Source organism: Pseudomonas sp. 37 R 15 (assembly GCF_900004865.1).
In the GTDB taxonomy this organism is placed as follows: domain Bacteria; phylum Pseudomonadota; class Gammaproteobacteria; order Pseudomonadales; family Pseudomonadaceae; genus Aquipseudomonas; species Aquipseudomonas fluorescens_AM.
The window spans coordinates 140,043-160,947 of record NZ_CVTV01000048.1; the positions used below are offsets into that span (position 1 = coordinate 140,043).

The 20,905-nt window shown below is 62.1% G+C and carries 15 protein-coding genes and 2 pseudogenes; 4 read left to right on the forward strand and 13 right to left on the reverse strand.

All coding sequences use genetic code 11. The features are described 5' to 3' along the window. Window positions 1-173: 173 nt before the first annotated feature. Both BFQ04_RS14955 and BFQ04_RS14960 read right to left on the reverse strand, forming a co-directional pair. Window positions 174-1,457 (reverse strand): L-pipecolate oxidase, encoded by a 1,284-nt coding sequence (locus BFQ04_RS14955; protein WP_065951496.1) that lies wholly within the window; start codon window positions 1,455-1,457, stop codon window positions 174-176. Window positions 1,458-1,548: 91 nt separating this feature from the next. Continuing rightward, window positions 1,549-3,039 (reverse strand): L-piperidine-6-carboxylate dehydrogenase, encoded by a 1,491-nt coding sequence (locus BFQ04_RS14960; protein ID WP_065951497.1) that lies wholly within the window; start codon window positions 3,037-3,039, stop codon window positions 1,549-1,551. Window positions 3,040-3,193: 154 nt separating this feature from the next. Between BFQ04_RS14960 and BFQ04_RS14965 the strand changes: the two genes are divergently transcribed. The 3 genes from BFQ04_RS14965 (at window position 3,194) to nadE (ending at window position 6,337) form a co-directional block, all read left to right on the forward strand. Beyond that, entirely contained in the window at window positions 3,194-4,084 is an 891-nt protein-coding gene (locus tag BFQ04_RS14965; protein ID WP_065951498.1) for a LysR family transcriptional regulator, read from the forward strand. Window positions 4,085-4,291: 207 nt separating this feature from the next. Further along, complete coding sequence (pncB, locus tag BFQ04_RS14970) at window positions 4,292-5,506, forward strand: nicotinate phosphoribosyltransferase (RefSeq protein ID WP_065883346.1); 1,215 nt, start codon at window positions 4,292-4,294, stop codon at window positions 5,504-5,506. A 3-nt stretch (window positions 5,507-5,509) separates the two neighbouring features. Next, window positions 5,510-6,337: an ammonia-dependent NAD(+) synthetase gene (gene nadE / locus BFQ04_RS14975; RefSeq protein ID WP_065951499.1), complete on the forward strand. Its 828-nt coding sequence runs from the start codon at window positions 5,510-5,512 to the stop codon at window positions 6,335-6,337. A 123-nt stretch (window positions 6,338-6,460) separates the two neighbouring features. Here the strand turns inward: nadE and azu are convergent, their stop codons facing one another. Then, window positions 6,461-6,907, reverse strand: a complete 447-nt coding sequence (gene azu / locus BFQ04_RS14980; RefSeq protein ID WP_065883471.1) for an azurin — start codon at window positions 6,905-6,907, stop codon at window positions 6,461-6,463. A 332-nt stretch (window positions 6,908-7,239) separates the two neighbouring features. Here azu and BFQ04_RS14985 point away from each other — a divergent pair, with 332 nt between their 5' ends. Further along, window positions 7,240-7,422 carry a hypothetical protein gene (locus BFQ04_RS14985; protein WP_065951500.1) on the forward strand — a complete coding sequence of 61 codons (183 nt, stop codon included), beginning with the start codon at window positions 7,240-7,242 and terminating at the stop codon, window positions 7,420-7,422. Window positions 7,423-7,465: 43 nt separating this feature from the next. Here the strand turns inward: BFQ04_RS14985 and BFQ04_RS14990 are convergent, their stop codons facing one another. The 10 genes and pseudogenes from BFQ04_RS14990 to dnaB all read right to left on the reverse strand — a co-directional run bounded on the left by BFQ04_RS14990 (window position 7,466) and on the right by dnaB (window position 20,798). Continuing rightward, window positions 7,466-8,356 carry a transglutaminase family protein gene (locus tag BFQ04_RS14990; RefSeq protein ID WP_065951501.1) on the reverse strand — a complete coding sequence of 297 codons (891 nt, stop codon included), beginning with the start codon at window positions 8,354-8,356 and terminating at the stop codon, window positions 7,466-7,468. Continuing rightward, window positions 8,356-10,842 (reverse strand): circularly permuted type 2 ATP-grasp protein, encoded by a 2,487-nt coding sequence (locus BFQ04_RS14995; protein WP_065951502.1) that lies wholly within the window; start codon window positions 10,840-10,842, stop codon window positions 8,356-8,358. Before BFQ04_RS14995 ends, BFQ04_RS14990 begins: the two co-directional genes overlap by 1 nt. A 158-nt stretch (window positions 10,843-11,000) precedes the next feature. Beyond that, window positions 11,001-14,291, reverse strand: coding sequence for a transglutaminase family protein (locus BFQ04_RS15000; protein WP_065951503.1), 3,291 nt, complete (start codon window positions 14,289-14,291; stop codon window positions 11,001-11,003). 187 nt (window positions 14,292-14,478) lie between these two features. Continuing rightward, window positions 14,479-14,928 carry a hypothetical protein gene (locus tag BFQ04_RS15005; protein WP_065951504.1) on the reverse strand — a complete coding sequence of 150 codons (450 nt, stop codon included), beginning with the start codon at window positions 14,926-14,928 and terminating at the stop codon, window positions 14,479-14,481. Next, window positions 14,916-15,086, reverse strand: a pseudogene (locus BFQ04_RS30020) (NAD synthetase); the annotation flags it as partial. The gene BFQ04_RS15005 and the pseudogene BFQ04_RS30020, both read right to left, overlap by 13 nt. Then, a pseudogene (locus BFQ04_RS30455) lies at window positions 15,086-15,178 on the reverse strand (NAD synthetase); the annotation flags it as partial. The pseudogenes BFQ04_RS30020 and BFQ04_RS30455, both read right to left, overlap by 1 nt. 233 nt (window positions 15,179-15,411) lie before the next feature. Then, the gene (locus BFQ04_RS15010; protein ID WP_065951505.1) at window positions 15,412-15,861 is read right to left on the reverse strand and encodes a hypothetical protein; all 450 of its coding nucleotides are present in this window, start codon (window positions 15,859-15,861) and stop codon (window positions 15,412-15,414) included. Beyond that, the gene (locus BFQ04_RS15015; protein WP_065951506.1) at window positions 15,858-16,790 is read right to left on the reverse strand and encodes an NAD synthetase; all 933 of its coding nucleotides are present in this window, start codon (window positions 16,788-16,790) and stop codon (window positions 15,858-15,860) included. Before BFQ04_RS15015 ends, BFQ04_RS15010 begins: the two co-directional genes overlap by 4 nt. A gap of 210 nt (window positions 16,791-17,000) precedes the next feature. Then, a complete protein-coding gene (locus tag BFQ04_RS15020; RefSeq protein WP_065951507.1) occupies window positions 17,001-19,304 on the reverse strand; it encodes a YgiQ family radical SAM protein in 2,304 nt (767 codons plus the stop codon). A 96-nt stretch (window positions 19,305-19,400) separates the two neighbouring features. Next, window positions 19,401-20,798, reverse strand: a complete 1,398-nt coding sequence (gene dnaB / locus BFQ04_RS15025; RefSeq protein ID WP_003188079.1) for a replicative DNA helicase — start codon at window positions 20,796-20,798, stop codon at window positions 19,401-19,403. Window positions 20,799-20,905 lie beyond the last annotated feature (107 nt).

The following is a 20,905-nucleotide window of genomic DNA, read 5'->3' on the forward strand; positions in this document are numbered from 1 at the left end:
TGCAAGCCAAAAAAGTACAACCTTGAACGGTGAGACCTGCAACCGAAGGGATAAACGGCAGCTCCAGGCGCTGTAACCCTGCGCGTAACGGAACTGCACATTTACAGTGCGTGATTGCTACGACTTGCACCAATACAGATGGGTAGCCGGCTAAGGAAATGCCCGCTACCGGGTCAGACCACGATTCGCAGGCACTGCCCCGCGTGGTACAGCGAGAAACCTGCCTCATAGAGGCAACTGCGCAGGCCCGCGCCTGCCAGGGGGTGCATCGGTGCGAAGGGAATCGGCAGCGCCTGGGGATTGTGGTGACATAAATAGTCGGCAAACGCCTTGCCGACCACGCTGCCGGTGGTCACGCCGCGCCCGTTGTATCCGGTGACCGCCACCAGCCCGGGCGCCGGCTCGAACAAACGCATCAGGTGATCGGGCGTAAACGCGATGCATCCGGTCCAGGTGTATTCCCACTGCACCGATTTGAGATAGGGGAAGTAGTGCTGCTGCACCCGATCGGCCCACGCCTTGAGGAACCAGGCCGGCTTCTGGTTACCGTTGCCCAGGCTACCGAGCAACAGACGGCCATCGGCGTCGCGGCGAATGCTGCTCAGCACCTGGCGCGTGTCCCATGAACCCTGGCCGCCAGGCAGGATACGCCCGGCGGCGGCATCGGTGAGCGGCGCCGATGCCACCTGATAGTAGTAACCGGGGAAGAAATTACGCCGCAGCTCGGTCCATTCACCTTCGGTATAGGCATTGGAGGCGATCACCACCTGGGCGGCCTGCACCGCGCCCTGGGTGGTCTGCACAGACCAGCCAGCGCCCTGGCGCTCAAGCTGGGTGACGGGGGAATGATCGAACAACTGCCCGCCCAACCCGACGGCCGCATTCGCCAGACCGCTGGTGTAGGCCATCGGGTTCAAGGTGCCGGCGCGTCGGTCCAGCAACGCGGCGGCGATTTTCGTAGTGCCGGTGGCTTGCTCGCAAGCCAGCCCGGTCAGCAACTCGACCGGCGCGCCACGGCGCTTCCATTGTTCTTCACGACTGCGCAGATCAGCCTCGCCACGGGCATTATGCGCCATATGCAGGGTGCCCTCGCGACGCACCTGGCAATCGATGTTGTACCTGTCGATCAGGCCGAATACCAGCGACGGTGCCGCGCCCAGCATGCGGTTGAGCTGGCTGCCCACGGCTTCGCCGAAACCGGCTTCGATCTCGTCCGGCGGGATCCACATACCGGCGTTGACCAGCCCGACGTTGCGCCCCGAACCACCGTGGCCGGTGCGGTGGGCCTCCAGCACGGCAACGCTTTTACCCTGTTCCAGCAAATGGATGGCGGCTGACAAACCGGTGATGCCGGCGCCGATCACGCACACATCCACCTTGACCTCACCCTTGAGCGCGGCACGATCCGGCCGGTTGGGGGTGAGGTGTTCCCATAAACATGCTTCGCGTAAAGGCATTGCCAGACTCCGTAGAGGACCTAACAAACGGCTATTTTCAGTTGTGAACCCGATCAAATGTGGGAGGGGGCAAGCCCCCTCCTACATGGACTCAGTCGAACGTGATGCCCTGCGCCAACGGCAACTCCAGCGAATAGTTCACGGTATTGGTCTGGCGACGCATATACCCGCGCCACGCATCCGAGCCCGACTCACGCCCGCCGCCGGTCTCCTTCTCACCGCCAAACGCGCCGCCGATCTCCGCGCCGCTCGGGCCGATATTGACGTTGGCAATGCCGCAGTCACTGCCCACCGCCGACATGAACTGCTCGGCTTCCCGCACATCGGTGGTGAAGATGCACGACGACAAGCCTTGTGGCACCGCGTTGTTCAGGCGCAACGCTTGGGCAAAGTCGCTGTAGCCGATCACGTACAGAATCGGCGCGAAGGTTTCGGTGCACACCACGTCACTCTGCTCGGGCATTTCCACAATCGCCGGCGACACGTAGTAAGCATTGGGGAACTGGTCTTGCAGCTGGCGCTTGCCGCCAAACACCTTGCCGCCCTCGCTCAGGGCTTGCTCCAGGGCGTCCTGCATATTGTCGAAGCCGTGCTTGTCGATCAGCGGGCCGATCAGGTTGCCTTCCAGCGGGTGGCCGATGCGCACCTTGGCGTAGGCGGCCTTGAGGCGAGTGACGATTTCTGCCTTGACCGACTCATGGGCGATCAGCCGGCGCAGGGTGGTGCAACGCTGGCCGGCGGTGCCGACGGCGCTGAACAGGATTGCGCGCACGGCCATGTCCAGATCGGCGCTCGGGCCGAGGATCATCGCATTGTTGCCGCCCAGCTCGAGGATGCTGCGGGCAAAGCGCGCAGCGACTTTGGGCGCCACTTCGCGGCCCATGCGGGTGCTGCCGGTGGCGCTGATCAGCGCCACACGCGGGTCATCCACCAACGCGGCGCCGGCCTCGCGGCCACCGATGATCACTTGGCTGAGGTACTGCGGCGCCTCCTTGAAATTCTTCAACACGCGCTCGAACAGGGCCTGGCACGCCAGCGCGGTGAGTGGGGTCTTTTCCGACGGTTTCCAGATCACCGCATTGCCGCACACCAGCGCCAGGGTGGTGTTCCACGCCCACACCGCGACCGGGAAGTTGAACGCGCTGATCACGCCGACCACGCCCAGCGGATGCCAGGTTTCACGCATATGGTGACCGGGACGCTCGGAGGCGATGGTCAAGCCGTACAACTGGCGCGACAAGCCGACGGCGAAGTCGCAGATGTCGATCATTTCCTGGACTTCCCCCAGACCTTCCTGGGTGATCTTGCCGGCTTCCCAGGAGACCAGCTCGCCAAGGTCGGCCTTGTACTCGCGCAACACGTCGCCGAACTGGCGCACCAGCTCGCCGCGACGCGGGGCCGGTACTTTGCGCCAGGCGTCGAATGCATGCTCGGCGCGACTGACCTGCTGCTCCACCTCGGCGGCACCTTCCCAGTTCACGACGCCGATGCGGCTGCCATCGATCGGCGAATGCACGGGCTGTGTCCCCGCCTGGTACAGCGCCGGGTTTACGCCTAGACGGTCAAGCAATGCGGCAACCATGGGGTACTCCTTCAAATCTGCAAAGACAAAATTGCGCCGCCCAAGACACGGCGATCCAGGCCTCATTTGTAGCTGGCCCAAGACTTGCCAACAAACGACGATTAGGCGAGATATCATTCCGTTTATTCATGCAAAGAATAAAAAGAGGCATGCCGTGCTGAACAAAAGACATTTGCCCTCGATCACCGCCCTGCAGTGTTTCGAAGCCGCCACGCGCCACCTGAGCTTTACGCGCGCCGCCGAGGAATTGAACCTCACGCAAAGCGCGGTGAGCAAACAGGTGGCGCAGTTGGAAGAGTTGCTGCAGCACCTGCTGTTTCGCCGCGTGCGGCGCCGCTTGCAGATGACGCCGGCGGGCGACCTGTACCTGGTGGAAGTGCGCAAGATCCTCTCCCAGGTGGAGATGTCCACCCACTACCTGCGCTCCTACGGCGGCGAAACCGAAGTGCTGCGCGTGTCCACGCCCTACACCTTCGGTGCGCGCTGGCTGGTGCCGCGCCTCAAGGGCTGGCGCCTGCGCCACCCACAGATCCATCTGGACCTGTGCAACGAACAGGAACCGGATGAGCTGCTGCAGGGCAAGGCCGACATGGCGTTCTATTTCGGCCAGGGTTCACGCCCCGGCACCGAGAGCTTGAAGTTGTTCAGCGAAGAGCTTGTACCTGTGTGTTCGCCCGAGAGCGTGCCGGCAGAGCCGTTCACCGATCCCACCCAACTGAGCGAACTGGTGCTGCTGCAAAATGCCTCGCGGCCACAGGGCTGGCATGACTGGTTCGCCAGCCAGGGTTTGCACACCGAGCACAGTTATCACGGGCCGCGCTTTGACACCTTTTATATGTGCATTCGCGCGGCGCAGGTCGGCTGTGGCGTGGCACTGCTGCCGCGGTTTCTGGTGGAAGAGGAACTGGCCGACGGCAAGCTGGTGATTGCCTGGCAGCATGGGATGCCGAGCCAGGATGCGTATTACCTGGCTTATCCGGAGCATGCGGCGGAGGTGCCTAAAGTGAGGGAGTTTGTGAAGTGGATGCTTGAGCAGGTTATTTAGTGCCTGGAATATAGCCATCGGGGGCAAGCCCCCTCCCACACTTGGAATGCATTTCAAATGTGGGAGGGGGCTTGCCCCCGATGGCGCCAGTGGCGCCGGCAAAAAAATCACTGGCAAACCAACCCAGGTCTATGCGCCACTAGCCCCCTTTCCTCAATTGTGCGTAAAGGCCGGCGCCCAGCGTCGACCCGTCTGGAGATTCCCGTTATGAGCGAGAGTGTGTTTGCCGATCGCATCGTGCAGAACCTGCTCGACACCGACTTCTACAAGCTGACCATGATGCAGGCGGTGCTGCACAACTACCCGAATGTGGAAGTTGAATGGGAGTTCCGTTGCCGCAACAGCGAAGACCTGCGCCCGTACCTGGCGGAGATCCGCTACCAGATCGAGCGTCTCGCCGAGTTGAGCCTGAGCCCGGACCAATTGGGCTTCCTGGAACGTATCAGCTTCATGAAGCCGGACTTTTTGCGCTTCCTCGGGCTGTTCCGCTTCAACCTGCGCTACGTGCAGACCGGCATCGAGAACGGCGAGCTGTTTATCCGCCTGCGCGGGCCGTGGCTGCATGTGATCCTGTTTGAAGTGCCGATGCTGGCCATCGTCAGCGAAGTGCGTAACCGCTACCGCTACCAGACCGTGATCCTGGAACAGGCCCGCGAGCAGTTGTACCGCAAGTTCGACTGGCTGACGGCGAATGCCGCCAGCGATGAACTGTCGGAGCTGCAGGTGGCCGACTTCGGCACGCGCCGGCGCTTCTCGTACCGGGTGCAGGAAGAAGTGGTCAGCGTACTCAAGCATGACTTCCCCGGGCGGTTTGTCGGTACCAGTAACGTGCACCTGGCCCGCGAATTCGACATGAAACCATTGGGCACCATGGCCCATGAATGGATCATGGCCCACCAGCAACTCGGCCCGCGCCTGATCGACAGCCAGATCGCCGCCCTTGACTGCTGGGTCCGCGAATACCGTGGCCTGCTGGGCATCGCCCTGACCGACTGCATCACCACCGATGCGTTCCTGGGCGACTTCGACTTGTACTTCGCCAAGCTGTTCGACGGGCTGCGCCACGACTCCGGCGACCCGGTGCAATGGGCGGAAAAAGCCATCGCCCATTACCACAAGCTGGGTATCGAGCCGATGAGCAAGACCCTGGTGTTCTCCGACAGCCTGACGTTGCCCAAGGCCCTGGAGATTTTCCGCGCCCTGCGTGGTCGCATCAATGTGAGCTTTGGCATCGGCACCAACCTGACCTGCGATATTCCAGGGGTGGAACCGATGAGCATCGTGCTTAAAATGACCGCCTGCAATGGCCAGCCCGTCGCCAAGATTTCCGATGAAGCGGGCAAGACCCACTGCACCGACCCGAATTTTGTCGCCTATTTGCGTCACGTGTTCAAAGTACCTGCCCTATCCAGCAAGGAGTGAAGCATGCAAGCCGTACAGCGTGAGATTGCGCAGCAGCTCAAGGTGCAAGCGCCGTTCAAAGACCAGGCCGCCCTGGAGGCAGAAGTCGCCAGGCGCGTGGCCTTTATCCAGGACTGCCTGCGCAATTCCGGGCTCAAGTCGCTGGTACTGGGCATCAGTGGAGGTGTCGATTCCCTGACCGCAGGCCTCCTGGCCCAACGTGCCGTGCAGGAACTGCGCGCCAGCAGCGGTGACGCGGCCTATCGTTTCATCGCCGTGCGCCTGCCCTACGAAACCCAGTTCGACGAACACGAAGCCCAGGCTTCGGTGGACTTCATCGAGCCGGACGAGCGCCACACCGTCAACATCGGCCCGGCGGTCAAGGCCCTGGCCAATCAGGTTGCGGCGTTCGATGACAAACCGGCGGCATCCCGCGATTTCGTGCTGGGCAACACCAAGGCGCGCATGCGCATGGTCGCGCAGTACACCATCGCCGGTGCGGCCGGTGGGCTGGTGATCGGTACCGACCATGCGGCGGAAGCGGTGATGGGCTTTTTCACCAAGTTCGGGGATGGCGCCTGTGACCTGGCGCCGCTGAGCGGGCTGGTGAAAAACCAGGTGCGTGCGATTGCGCGGCACTTCGGCGCGCCGGAGTCGTTGGTGGAGAAAGTCCCGACCGCCGACCTGGAGGACCTGTCGCCGGGCAAGCCGGACGAAGCGTCACATGGCGTGACCTATGCCGAAATCGATGCGTTCCTGCACGGTGAACCCGTGCGTGAAGAGGCATTCAGGATTATCTGCGAGACGTACCGCAAGACGGAGCACAAGCGGGTGATGCCGTTTGCGCCTTGAGGTGAGGCAGATAGTTTTGCGTTGACTGCCAGAATGCCATCGGGGGCAAGCCCCCTCCCACACTTGATGTGAATACAGTCAAATGTGGGAGGGGGCTTGCCCCCGATGAACGATAACGCGGTGTTACTTGACGGTCACAGTGCCTTTCATCATCGAGATATGGCCTGGGAACGAGCAGAAGAACATGTAATCCGTGCCCGCCGTCAGCTTCGACACGTCGAACGTCACCGAGTCTTTTTCGCCGGCGCCAATAAGCTTGGTGTGGGCGATGATGCGGTCGTCGCCTTCCTTGAGGTAGTTTTTGTCCACCCCGGCGGCCATGCCGTCGCTGGCAACGGGCTGCATGTTGGCGGCGCTGGTCAACACCCAGTTATGCCCCATGACGTTTTTCGGCAGGTTGCCGGAGTGCGTCAGCTCGACGGTGAACTGCTTGCAGCTCTTGTCGATGGTGATTTCTTTGGTGTTGAACGACATCTGGTCGGTGGAGTCGACAGTGACCTTGCACTCTGCAGCAAGCAACTGGCCGCTGGCCAGAGTCAGCAGGGAAACAGCAACGAGTTTGGCGAACATGTGAATCTCCAGGGCAGGGTTAGAAAACGCGTATTGCGACAAGGGTGCCTCAAGCAGGCTTAATTTCTTATGATCTGCATCAACAGATTGTATACAACTTTAGGCTATCAGGCTGATCAACACAATCTACCATCGGCCCTCGCGGCAACCCGCTATGATCGGCCCATCCCTCATTGGAGCCTGCGCCATGCACCTCAATCAACTGTTCAAAGGCCTGTTCGCCGCTTACGCCAGCGGTAAGTGAAGGCCAAGCGCGCTGCGAAGCTGCTACCATAGTGACCCAAGGCAGCCGCGCGCCGCCCACCCTCACCTTCGACCCTAGAGGATCGCCCATGGCCAAACCTAATTACTCCTTCGCCAAACGTCAGAGAGACTTGGCCAAGGAACAGAAGAAAGAGGAAAAGCTGCAACGCAAGAAAGCCGCTGCAGATGAAGAAGCGGGCGCACTGAACCCGGACGTCGATGCTGAAGAAACCAGCGACGACACTGAAACACCAAAAGATCCGGCTGAATAATTTCCTTTGCGGTGAGCAGGCCCGCCTTGCTCACCGCAATCTGCTACGCCAGCGGCATTACCGTCACCCGCACTTCCGGGTCATGGTTCCCTCCCCCCAATATCACCCCTCGCAACGGCGACACATCGGAAAAATCCCGGCCCCACGCCAGGGTGATGTGCTCCAGCGCCGGCTGCACATTATTCGTCGGATCGAAATCCACCCAACCCGACACCGGACAAAACACCGACACCCAGGCATGAGACGCATCGGCACCGATCAGCCGTGGCTGGCCGGGCGGCGGCTGGGTGAGCAGGTAACCGCTGATATAACGTGCCGCCAGGCCCCGCGAGCGCAGGCAGGCGAGCATCAGGTGCGCAAAGTCCTGGCACACGCCGCGACGTCGCTCCAGTACTTCCACCAGCGGCGTGGCGACCTGGGTGGCTTCGGCATCGAAGGTGAATTCGCTGAAGATCTTTTGCATCAGCGCTTGCACGCCGAGCAGCAACGGCTCGCCGGCCGGGAAGCAGCTTTCGGAGAACTCGACGAAGGTTCTTTTCAAATGCACGTAAGGCGATTCGAAGCGATAACGGCAGGCTTCGATGATCTCCAGTGACAGCGCTTGGCTGCTGTAGGTAAAGCTGTCACGGGTGCGGTCCCAGGCCGGCGATTGCCGTAAGTCCAATGCCGGTCGCGCCAGCACTTCCACGGTCAGGCCGGCATTGATCAGCAATTCGTCATGGGGCCGCTCGAACGCCAGGCGGGTGATCGGGTTGCCGAACACGTCCAGCTCGTCGCGGCGTGAAGAGGGCTGCGGGCTGATATCCAGGGTCTGCCAGGTGCACCGTTGCCACGCACAGGGCCGCGGCCATAGATGCGCCAGCTGCTGGGCCAGGGACACCGCGCTGTCGTAGTGATAATGGGTGTCATGGAAAATCTGATAGCGCGCACTCATCACACCGACACCGTTTGCTGGCTGACATCATCCACATGGGCAAAGTGGCGCAGGGCCAGGCGATCCGACACTTGCCCGCTTTCATCGGCGACCGCTTGCAGCAGGTCGGCCAGGCCATCCAACGCGGCGCGCACGCCGGATTCACCGAACAGCGGGTTCTCCAGGCAACCGAGGTCGAAACGCGCCAACTGCTCCACCAACGCTGCCAGGCCGGTTTCCCGCGGCACGCCGAAATCATCGTTCAAGCGACGCAAGGTGCGGCTCACCAGCTTGAGCTGGAACAGCACCGCATGGGGGTTCTGTTCGTCGAGCAACAGCAGGTCGAGCACCGGAATCAGTTGCGGCACCGCCAGGTACCGCGAACGGTAGGTGATGCTGCTGTTGCCCAGCTCCAGCAACCATTCCAGCCCGGCCTGATCGAAGACCGCCACACCGCGCAGGAACGCGGCAAGGCTGCTGCTCAGAAACTGCAGGCGCTCGATACGCCGGCCCATCATCAAGAAGCGCCAGCCCTCGTCGCGGGTCATATCGTCCAGGGCGAACCCGGACAGCGCCGCCAGGGACATCACCAGGCGGTTGAGGAAGTCCAGCAACTCGCCGAAGTCCGGGGTTTCACGCTCCAATTCCATGGCTTCGCGTTGCAGCTCCACCAGGGCCTGCCAGTTTTCCCGGGACAACTTGCCGCGCACCTGGGACGCCGCCCACTGCAAGCGCTGCAAATTGGCGCGCAGGCTCGAGGGCCAGTCATCGCCGAGCAAGGCGGCCAGCAAGCGGTCGGGCAGCTCGCCCTCTTCCGGCAACAGCCGCAGGCTTTCTCCCAGTTCGACCGCCGCCTGCAAGGCCAACGGATCGTCGCCGTCGACATAGCGCGCCAGCACGATACGCAGCCAGCGCGCACTGTCATCGCAGCGCTCGCAATAACGGCCAAACCAGAACAGGTTTTCCACCACGCGTGACGGCAGATACGGATCGCGGCGCACCAGGTCGTGCGCACCAATCACGCGCTGGGCGCGCCATTGCTCGCCACCGGGCGCACGTTCGCCGAGTACCCAAGTGTCCTTGCTCGCTCCGCCGCGTTGCATCGATACCACTTCGGCATCGGCCTCGGCGGCTACGCGGGTCAGGCCGCCGGGCAGTACACGGTAGCCGTCGTCACTGGCCACGGCATACACGCGCATGCCGATGGCGCGGTGTTGCAAATGGTCTTCCACGGTGTGCCACACCGGTGCCTGGGACAATTGCGCCAGCTCCTGGGCAACATAAGCGTAAGGCCGCGCACGCATGCGCCCGGCCAGGGCCTGGCGCTGTTCGGCGTTCAGGTCGCGACCGAACACCGGGGCGAAACTCTGCGATGGGAACGCCGGTTTGATCAACAACTGCGGCAGCTTCTCCAACGCTTCGGCCAGCACCGGCGCCTCGCCGCACCACCAGGTGGCGATGGACGGCAGGATCAGTGCTTCGCCAAATAAAAACTCGTTGATGCCGGGCAGGAAACCGAGCAGCCCCGGCGACTCCAGCACGCCGCTGCCCAAGGCGTTGGCCACCAATACATTGCCTTGGCGTACGGCATCGAGCAGGCCCGGGACGCCGAGGGCCGAATCCGTGCGCAGCTCCAGGGGGTCGCAGAAGTCGTCGTCCAGGCGACGCATGATTGCGTGAACGCGGCGCAGGCCACTGAGGGTCTTGAGAAATACGGTGCTGTCGCGCACGGTGAGGTCGCCGCCTTCCACCAGTGGGTAGCCGAGCTGACGCGCGAGGTAGAGGTGTTCGAAATAGCTTTCGTTGAAGCGCCCCGGCGTCAGCAGCACGATCAGCGGTGGCTGGTCATCGCCGGGCGCCTGGCGGGCCAGGGTTTCCTGGAGTGTGCGAAAGAAACCGGTGAGGTGTTGCACCTGCAAGTCACGGTAAAGATCCGGGAAGGCGCGCGACACAATGGTACGGTTTTCCAGGGCATAGCCGGCGCCCGACGGTGCCTGGGTACGGTCGGCCGTTACCCACCAGCGTCCATCCGGCGTGCGTGCCAGGTCCACCGCATACAGGTGCAGGAAGGCACCATCCGGTGGCTGGATACCCTGGCACGGCCACAGGAAGTTGTTGTGGCCAAATACCAGCTCGGCGGGCAGCAGGCCTTCCTTGATCAGGCGCTGCGGCCCATAGAGGTCGGCGAGCACGGCATTGAGCAGGCGCGCCCGCTGGGCAATGCCGGCCGACAGGTGCTGCCACTCGTCAGCGGCCAGCACGTGGGGCAACAGGTCCAGTTCCCATGGGCGATCGGCGCCCTTGGGGTCGGCGTAGACGTTGTAGGTCACGCCGTTTTCCTGGATCTGCCGCGTCAGCAATGCCTGGCGCTGGGCCAGTTGGGCCGGCGTGCTGCGTTGCAGGTGGTCGAGCAGGCGCTGCCAGTGGGCACGCACTGCGCCGCTGTCATCCAGCAGTTCATGATAGGTGCCCGGGGTCAGCGGGTAACGGTCGAGCAAGTCGGACATGGAACGCTCGGCAGAGGCAAGGGGGCTCAGGTTAACTTAAATTCACTACGATCCAATGTGGGAGGGGGCTTGCCCCCGATTGCGGTGCATCAGTAACAGAAATTCTGACTGACAGACCGCTATCGGGGGCAAGCCCCCTCCCACATTTGGATTGTGATTCAGTCATTTTTATTGGGGAAGCGGCGCAAATCCAGAGTCATTGGCAATTCATCGTTCACCACCACAGTCGGCACAGAGAGCTTGCCCGGGCTATGCCCCAAACGGAAAAACCGCGCCATCCGCCGGCTCTCGGCTTCGTTGGCATTCACCGGCAAGCTGTCGTAATTGCGCCCGCCCGGATGGGCCACATGGTACTGGCAGCCGCCCAGCGAGCGCTGCATCCAGGTGTCCAGCAGGTCGAACACCAGCGGCGCGTGCACCGCGATGGTCGGCTGCAGGCAGTTGGCCGGTTGCCAGGCGCGGTAACGTACCCCGGCAACAAACTCGCCGACGCGGCCGGTCGGCTGCAGCGGCACCGGAATGCCATTGCAGGTCAGCACATAACGTTGCGGCGCCAAGCCGCTCAACTTCACTTGCAGGCGCTCCAGGGATGAGTCCACATAGCGCACCGTACCGCCTACTGCGCCCTCCTCGCCCAGTACATGCCAGGGTTCCAGGGCCTGGCGCAGTTCCAGCTCGATACCGCTGACGGCATAGTCGCCGACCTTGGGGAAACGAAATTCCAGGTGCGCGGCAAACCACTCGGCCCGCAGCGGATAACCGGCGGCATTGAGCTCGACGATCACATCGGCGAAATCCTGCTCGATAAAGTGCGGCAACAGGAAGCGATCATGCAGTTCAGTCCCCCAGCGCGCCAACTTCGGTGGCGCGTAAGGTTCACGCCAGAACCGCGCGACCAGCGCCCGCAACAGCAACTGCTGGGTGAGGCTCATGCGCGCATGGGGCGGCATTTCAAAGGCGCGCAGCTCCAGCAGGCCCAGACGGCCGGTGGCGCCATCGGGGGAATAGAGCTTGTCGATGCAGAACTCGGCGCGATGGGTATTGCCCGTGACGTCGATCAGCAGGTTGCGCAGCAAACGGTCGACCAACCAGGGCGGGCATTCTTCGCCCGGCGCGGGCATCTGCGCAAAGGCGATTTCCAGCTCATACAGCGCATCGTTGCGCGCTTCATCCACTCTCGGCGCCTGGGACGTCGGGCCGATAAACAGGCCGGAGAACAGATAGGACAGCGAGGGATGATTGTGCCAATAGCTGATCAAGCTGCGCAGCAGGTCGGGCCGGCGCAGGAACGGTGAGTCCTTGGGTGTGGCGCCGCCCAGCACGAAATGGTTGCCGCCGCCGGTGCCGGTGTGGCGACCGTCGATCATGAATTTTTCCGTGGTCAGGCGGGTTTGCCGCGCCTCTTCGTAGAGGAATTCGGTGCGCTCCACCAACTCGTCCCAGGTGGCGGACGGCTGCACGTTGACCTCGATCACGCCGGGGTCCGGCGTCACCCGGAAATGGCTCAGGCGTGTATCCATCGGCGGCTCGTAGCCTTCCAGCAGCACCGGGCAATGCAGTTCTTCGGCGGTCGCCTCGATGGCCGTCACCAGCTCCAGATAGTCCTCGACACGTTCCAGGGGCGGCATGAACAGGTACACGCGCCCTTCCCGCGCTTCGGCGCACAGCGCAGTGCGGGTCAGCCAGTCGGCGGACTCATCGACCTGCGGCACGCGCTCATCGCTCGGGGCCGGCTCGCCATGGCTGTGCAGGTGTGCGGTGGTCGGCAGCGACGGTTGCTCCTGATTCGGGTCGGTCGGATGCACAAACGGATATTCGGCAGCCGTCACCCAGGGCTGCGAGGCCAACGGCAATCGATACCCCAACGGCGAGTCGCCCGGCACCAGGCGGCAGTGGTTGTCGCGCAGGTACCAGCGCCCGCTCTGCCAGCGATCGTTGGCGGCGGTGCGCGCCAGTGGCAGCACTTGGCCGATGACTTTATCCAGGCCCTGGCTGAAGACTTTGCGCAGGCGCGCACGCTCCAGGTCATCGCTCAGGCGCGGGTCCTGGGCGGTGACGTTTTGCGGTAGCGCGCCCTCGCGCCACAGGTAGTAGAAACTGTCTTCAAACGCCGGGAACACGAAACGCGCCGGCAGTTTGAGACGCTCGGCGACGCTGGCCAGAAAGCGCCCGGCCACTACGCTATCCGCGCCATAGTCGGCTTGTTCATCGGCGATCAACGCGCTGTTGTGCCAGATCGGCACGCCGTCGCGGCGCCAGTAGCAGTTCAGGGACCAGCGCGGCAACTGCTCGCCGGGGTACCACTTGCCCTGGCCGAAATGCACCAGGCCCTGCGGCGCGTAGTGCCTGCGCAGGCGCAGGAACAGTTCAGCGGACAGGCGGCGCTTGTCCGGGCCCAGGGCGGCGGTATTCCATTCGGCGCCGTCGGGGTCGTCGATAGACACGAACGTCGGTTCGCCGCCCATGGTCAGGCGCACATCGTCCCTGTGCAGGTCAGCATCGATCTGCCGGCCCAGAGCCTGGATCGCCAGCCATTGCTCTTCGGTGTAGGGCTTGGTCACCCGTGGCGCTTCCCAGAGGCGCTCCACCGACATCTCATGGCTGAACTCGCACTCGCATGGCTCAACCAAGCCACTGATCGGAGCAGCGGACGACGGATCGGGACTGCAGGCCAACGGGATATGGCCTTCACCGGCGAACAAGCCCGAGGTGGCGTCCAGGCCGATCCAGCCGGCGCCGGGCAGATACACCTCGCACCAGGCGTGCAGGTCGGTGAAATCCACGTCGGTGCCGGAGGGGCCATCCAGGGCTTTGACATCGGCGGTGAGCTGAATCAGATAGCCGGAGACAAACCGCGCCGCCAGCCCGAGGTTGCGCAGCAGCTGCACCAGCAGCCAGGCCGAATCGCGGCATGAGCCCGAGGCATTTTCCAGGGTGAACTCCGGGGTTTGCACGCCCGGCTCCATGCGGATCAGGTAGCCGATATCGGCGGCCAGGCGCTGGTTGAGTCCGACCAGAAAATCCACGGCCGGCAGCGGCGTGCGGTCGATACCGGCCAGGTAGGCGGCAAACTTCGGCGTCAGCGGCAACGTTTCCAGGTAGGGCGCCAGTTCGCGCTGCTCATCGGCGGCATAGCTGAAGGGGATGTTTTCGGCGTAGGGTTCGAGGAAAAAATCGAATGGGTTGAATACCGCCATCTCGGCGACCAGATCGACCTCAACGCGCAGCTCGTCAGTCTTTTGCGGGAATACCAGGCGCGCCAGATAATTACCCTGGGGGTCCTGTTGCCAGTTGATGAAGTGCTGCTCGGGCAGCACCTTCAGCGCGTAGGACAGTATCCGCGTGCGGCTATGGGCCGCCGGGCGCAATCGCACAATTTGCGGGCCAAGTTCGACAGCACGGTCGTAGCGGTAATGCGTAACGTGGTGCAACGCGACATGAATCGACACGGCGGCCTCCTGCGAGCCAGAGCATGGGCACAACGCGCGCAAGACTTATGCCAGAGCGGCAGTCATTGCGCTTTATCGTGGGAACCGCCGCAGTACAGCACCAAAACGACGCCAACGGTGGCGTCATGGTGCGAGGGCTGCACATATTTGTGGCGAACGCCTGAAGGGAGGTGGTGAATCTACCCAGTCATGGGGTCTTGTGCCTGGCGCCGAGGGCCTGACGCAGGTGGCGAATTTCCACCCATTTGGCCCGCATCTCGCGCTGCCCCTTGCTGTTGAGTATCAGCAGCCCGAACAGTGGAAAAACCAGCGCCAACCCATAAAGAACACGATGAGGGGCGTATTGGAACATCGGCAACACAAACAGCAGGCAGGCCACGTAGATACCGACCATCAACCATGCCCAGGAGGGTTTGCCGCGCAAGATCATAAAGTTGCTATGCACCGTCAGCAGTGTGAGCACTGCCCCGGCCAGCATGATTTTGCGCCCGACTTGCGCAAGGGGCGCATCATCGAAATAGGTGACGAACGCCAGCGCCATGGCCAACGCCAATGAAAAATACGCCGCAAATACGCCGCCCAGAAATGTCAGAAAGTAATGCGTGAAAAAGTCCCGGAGCGTCATCAGTTCGCCCATTCTTTTACTTCCTCATACAGCCCGATCGCGATGGTATTGACGTTTCCGGAGTAGGCGCTGCCGCCGAACCCTACGACTGCGCTCAGGGCGTCCTTGATCTGGGTCGTTGTGCCGTGCTTGAGCTGCGTAGGGGTGAAACGCTTGGTGAGTTCGCCCGACGCGGCAGGTTGATCTGGCTTTCAATACGCTGGCGCGCCATGAACTGGGAGCGGTTGGAGTCCATGCCGATGCTGAGCAGGGGGTTGCTCATGGAGGTGCTCTTCCTTGGAGGGGGTGACTGAACTGCCGCTATCGGGGGCTTGCCCGCGATAGCCATCCAATGGGCGCCACCCTATCAAACAGGCTCAGCACCTACCACAAAGCGAAACGCCAACCCGAGACTGGCGTTTTACAGGCCTGCGCGGCCGCCTGGTTTAGCGCGAGATCTTAACGCGGGCCAGACCTCCCGGTGAAGGTGCGAACACAGGTGGTGAGTCTACCCAATCAACGGGCTCTACGCTGGGCAACGACGGCCTGTCGCAAGCTCCGTATTTCATGTAGCCGCTGACGCATTTCGCGGTGGCGCTTGCTGTTGAGCAACAATAAGCCCAGCAGTGGGAACAAAACCGCCGAGCCGTACACCAGGCGGTTGAGGTCGTACTGAATCATCGGCAAGACGAACAACAGGCACGCGCCGAGGTATCCCGCCACCAGCCTGGCCGCCCAGGGATAGCCACGCGCGATCATCACGTTGCCAAACACCAGCACCACCACCAGCAGCAGAATCGCAGCCCCCGAATAGCTGGACTTGAGCGCTGGCTCTACCCCACGCAAATAGGTCACGCCCGCAGTGGAAACTGCGACTGAGCCGGAGAAGATCGCCATAAAGACGGTGCCCATGAACACCGGAAAATAACGCGCGAGAAAACTGCGCATATCGGGGAAGCCGCTCATTCGGTCAAATCCTCGTACAAGCCGATCGCAATGGTGCTGGCCGTACCGACATGGCCGGTTCGATAGCTACCGGCGATGCCCAATACGCCGCCCAGCGCATCTTTCAATTGGGTCAGCGTGGCGTGGCGGATTTCGGTGGAGCTGTAGCTCTTGGTCAGCTTGCCGGCGCGCTGCTGCAGCTTGAGCAACTTGGGCGTCAGGCTCGGATCGCGCAGGCTGAGCAACTCCTTGGTCAATTTCTTGCGTTCCTGACGGCTCAGACCCTTGAGCAGCTCATACCAACTCTTACCCAACGCGGCGGCCTTGTTGGCTTTGAGCAGCCTGACCGTGGTCAAGGCCCCCGTGCCGATCCCCACCAGCGAGGCCGCATCGAGGATGGGTGAAACCGCGCCATACCATTCGGCGTCGTCCATGCGGTCGTTCGCATCGGGATCAAGTATTTCGTTATAGGTACGTGCCACGCCAAATCCGCATTGGGCGCTGCTCGCCAGCGCCGCAGTGACGCCGATACCCACCACAAATGCACTGGCACCCGCAGTGAACGGCACAGCGACGCTGCCGCTGAATACAACGATCCAGCCGATCACCGCTGCGCCACATGAAAGGCCCATATCAAACGCCTCTTTCCTCAGACGTCCTTCGCGGGGGTCGGTCTTCACCTGCTCTACAAACTGTGCGGGCGAGATGTATTTCTGCGCCTCGCGCAAGATGATGCGCTTGGGCCTGATACTGCAGATGGGCTTGAATTCGCGCAGGGTAATGACGTTGAAGTCGGCATCGATGTAGACGACGCCTGCGCCAACGATGCCGGGGTCAGCATCGATAGCTGCAAACAGGCGCGGCAGGTTGATCTGACTTTCAATACGCTGGCGCGCCATGAACTGGGAGCGGTTGGAGTCCATGCCGATGCTGAGCAGGGGGTTGCTCATGGGGGTGCTCTTCCTTGAAGGGGGGTGACGGAACTGACGCTATCGGGGGCAAGCCCCCTCCCACATTTTGAATGTATTCACACATCAAAGTGTGGGAGGGGGCTTGCCCCCGATAGCAATCTGATAGGCGCCACCTTACCAAACAGGCTCACCACCGACTAGAAAGCAAAACGCCAGCACGAGGCTGGCGTTTTGCATGTCAGGCTGCGATCAACGCGGCACCACCGGCTTGCGCGCAGGCTTGCCGCCTTTGCCCTTGGCCGCATCGGTACGTTCCTTCGCCGCCTGTTTGTTACGCGCCTGAGCCGCCGCCTTGGCTTGCTCGCGCTTGTCCCACGGGTTGCTGCCGTCGCTGCCACGCGGTGGCAGGCCGGTGTGCTGGGTGAGAATTTTGGTGGTGGTTTCCCTGGCGACCTTGTGGCTGCCGACCGGCGTCGAGTTCTTGCGACGCGCGCTCTGGTAGCTGTCGGTGCTCGGCTGATGCAGCGGGATCAACTGGTCCTTGCCCGGCCCGATCAGGTCGGCACGGCCCATGCGGGTCAGCGCTTCACGCAGCATCGGCCAGCCCTTGGGGTCGTGGTAACGCAGGAACGCCTTGTGCAGACGGCGCTGCTCTTCGCTCTTGACGATGGTCACCGCGTCGCTCTTGTAGGTGACCTTGCGCAGCGGGTTCTTGCCCGAGTGGTACATCGCGGTGGCGGTGGCCATCGGCGACGGGTAGAACGCCTGCACCTGGTCGGCGCGGAAACCGTTGCCCTTGAGCCACAGAGCCAGGTTCATCATGTCTTCATCGGTGGTGCCGGGGTGGGCGGCGATGAAGTACGGGATCAGGTACTGCTCCTTGCCCGCTTCCTTGGTGTACTTCTCGAACATGCGCTTGAACTTGTCATAGCTGCCAATGCCCGGCTTCATCATCTGGTTGAGCGGACCTTCCTCGGTGTGTTCCGGGGCGATCTTGAGGTAGCCACCGACGTGGTGGGTGACCAGCTCCTTGACGTACTCCGGCGACTCGACGGCGAGGTCGTAGCGCAAGCCGGAGGCAATCAAAATCTTCTTCACACCCGGCAACGCACGGGCGCTGCGGTACAGCTGGATCAGCGACGAGTGATCGGTGTTCAGGTTCGGGCAGATGCCAGGGAACACGCACGACGGCTTGCGGCACGCGGATTCGATTTCCGGGCTCTTGCAGGCGATGCGGTACATGTTCGCGGTCGGGCCGCCGAGGTCGGAGATCACCCCGGTGAAGCCCGGGACCTTGTCGCGGATCTCTTCGATCTCGCGAATGATCGACTCTTCGGAACGGTTCTGGATGATGCGGCCTTCGTGCTCGGTGATCGAGCAGAAGGTGCAGCCGCCAAAGCAGCCACGCATGATGTTCACCGAGAAGCGGATCATGTCGTAGGCCGGAATCTTTTCCTTGCCGTACACCGGATGCGGGACACGGGCGTAAGGCATGCCAAACACGTAGTCCATTTCTTCGGTGGTCATGGGAATGGGCGGCGGGTTGAACCACACATCCACTTCACCATGTTTTTGCACCAGAGCGCGGGCGTTGCCTGGGTTGGTTTCCAGGTGCAACACGCGGTTGGCGTGAGCGTAGAGCACTGCGTCGCCACGGACTTTTTCCACCGACGGCAGGCGGATTACGGTTTTGTCGCGGGTCATGCGCGGGCTGGCCAGGATCTGCACGACCTTGGCTTCGTCCGGATCATCAACCGGCCCCTTCTCTTGCTCAATGGCGCAAGCCTGGGTGTCCTGGGTGTTCACGTACGGGTTGATGATCTTATCGATCTTGCCCGGACGGTCGATACGCGTGGAGTCCACTTCGTACCAGCCTGCCGGCGTGTCACGGCGAATGAACGCAGTGCCGCGCACGTCAGTGATGTCTTCAATCTTGTGGCCCCACGACAGGCGCTGGGCAACTTCGACAATTGCGCGCTCGGCGTTGCCGTACAACAGGATGTCGGCGGTGGCGTCGATCAGGATCGAGTTACGCACGCGGTCCTGCCAGTAGTCGTAGTGGGCGATGCGGCGCAGGGAGGCCTCGATGCCGCCCAGCACGATCGGCACGTTCTTGTAGGCTTCCTTGCACCGCTGGCTGTACACCAGGCTGGCGCGGTCCGGGCGTTTGCCGGCCATGCCGCCAGGGGTGTAGGCGTCGTCGGAACGGATTTTCTTGTCGGCGGTGTAGCGGTTGATCATCGAGTCCATGTTGCCGGCCGCGACGCCGAAGAACAGGTTCGGCTCGCCGAGCTTCATGAAGTCGTCTTTGGACTGCCAGTTCGGCTGGGCAATGATCCCGACGCGAAAGCCCTGGGACTCCAGCAGCCGGCCGATGATCGCCATGCCGAACGACGGATGGTCAACGTAGGCATCACCGGTGACGATGATGATGTCGCAGGAATCCCAGCCAAGCTGATCCATCTCCTCCCTGCTCATGGGCAGGAATGGCGCAGGACCGAAACATTCGGCCCAGTACTTGGGATAGTCAAATAACGGCTTGGCTGTTTGCATGACGGTGACCGGTGTTGAGATGAAAAATCGCGGGCGCGGAATATAGCACAAATTTTGACCAATTCCGACGGTAATGGTCGGAATTGAGCAAACGGCTTACTCGTCGTCGTCGAAGTTGTAGCTGCCCGGCGCGAGGTTTTCGAAGCGCGTGTACTTGCCGATGAACGCCAGGCGGATAAAGCCGATAGGCCCGTTCCGCTGCTTGCCGATGATGATCTCGGCAATGCCTTTGTGTTCCGTTTCGGGGTGATACACCTCGTCGCGGTACACGAACATGATCACGTCGGCGTCCTGCTCGATCGCTCCGGATTCACGCAAGTCGGAGTTCACCGGGCGCTTGTTGGGGCGTTGTTCCAGGGAACGGTTGAGCTGGGACAGCGCCACCACCGGGCAGTTGAATTCCTTGGCCAGGGCTTTCAGGGAGCGGGAGATTTCGGAAATCTCGTTGGTGCGGTTGTCGCCGCTGGAACCCGGGATCTGCATCAACTGCAGGTAGTCGATCATGATCAGGGCGATGTCGCCGTGTTCACGCACCAGGCGGCGGGTACGCGCACGCATCTCTGAAGGGCTGATACCGGCGGTGTCATCGATGAACAGCTTGCGGTCGTTAAGCAGGTTGACCGCCGAGGTCAGGCGTGGCCAATCGTCGTCTTCCAATTGGCCGGAACGCACCTTGGTCTGGTCGATACGACCCAGGGACGAGAGCATACGCATGATCAGCGATTCACCTGGCATCTCGAGGGAGTACACCAGCACCGCCTTGTCGCTGCGCAGTACGGCGTTCTCCACCAGGTTCATGGCGAAGGTGGTCTTACCCATCGAAGGACGGCCGGCGACGATGATCAGGTCGGACGGCTGCAGGCCGCTGGTCTTCTCATCGAGGTCGGTATAGCCGGTGGAAATACCGGTGATCGCGGCATCGGTATTGAACAAGGTGTCGATGCGGTCGATGGCCTTGGTCAGCAGGTCGTTGACGCTGACGGGGCCGCCGGTCTTGGGCCGTGCTTCGGCGATCTGGAAGATCTGGCGCTCGGCTTCGTCGAGGATCTCGGCGGCGGTGCGACCTTCGGGGTTGAAGGCGCTGTCGGCGATCTCGGTGCTGATGCCGATCAACTGGCGCAGGGTGGCGCGCTCGCGGACGATCTGCGCATACGCCTTGATGTTGGCGACAGACGGCGTGTTTTTCGCCAGCTCACCGAGGTAACCGAGGCCGCCCACTTGGGAGGTCTGGCCCTCCTTGTCCAACTGCTCAGCCAGGGTCACCACGTCGATCGGTGAGTTCTGGTCGGCCAGCTTGGCGATGGCGCGGAAGATCAGGCGGTGGTCATGGCGATAGAAGTCACCGTCCGAGACTTGATCCAGCACGCGTTCCCAGGCGTTGTTGTCCAGCATCAAGCCACCGAGCACAGCCTGTTCGGCCTCGATGGAATGCGGCGGCACCTTCAGGGCAGCGGTTTGCAGGTCATATTGCTCAGGAGCGGAGATTTCGTTCATGGCCACTTGGAATTTAAGGGTGTGTAGAAAAACAAAAGGCACGACCTGTAAACAGGATCGTGCCCGATGTTAACCGGCTGGCACACGAGGTGCCAGTCAGTTAGGTG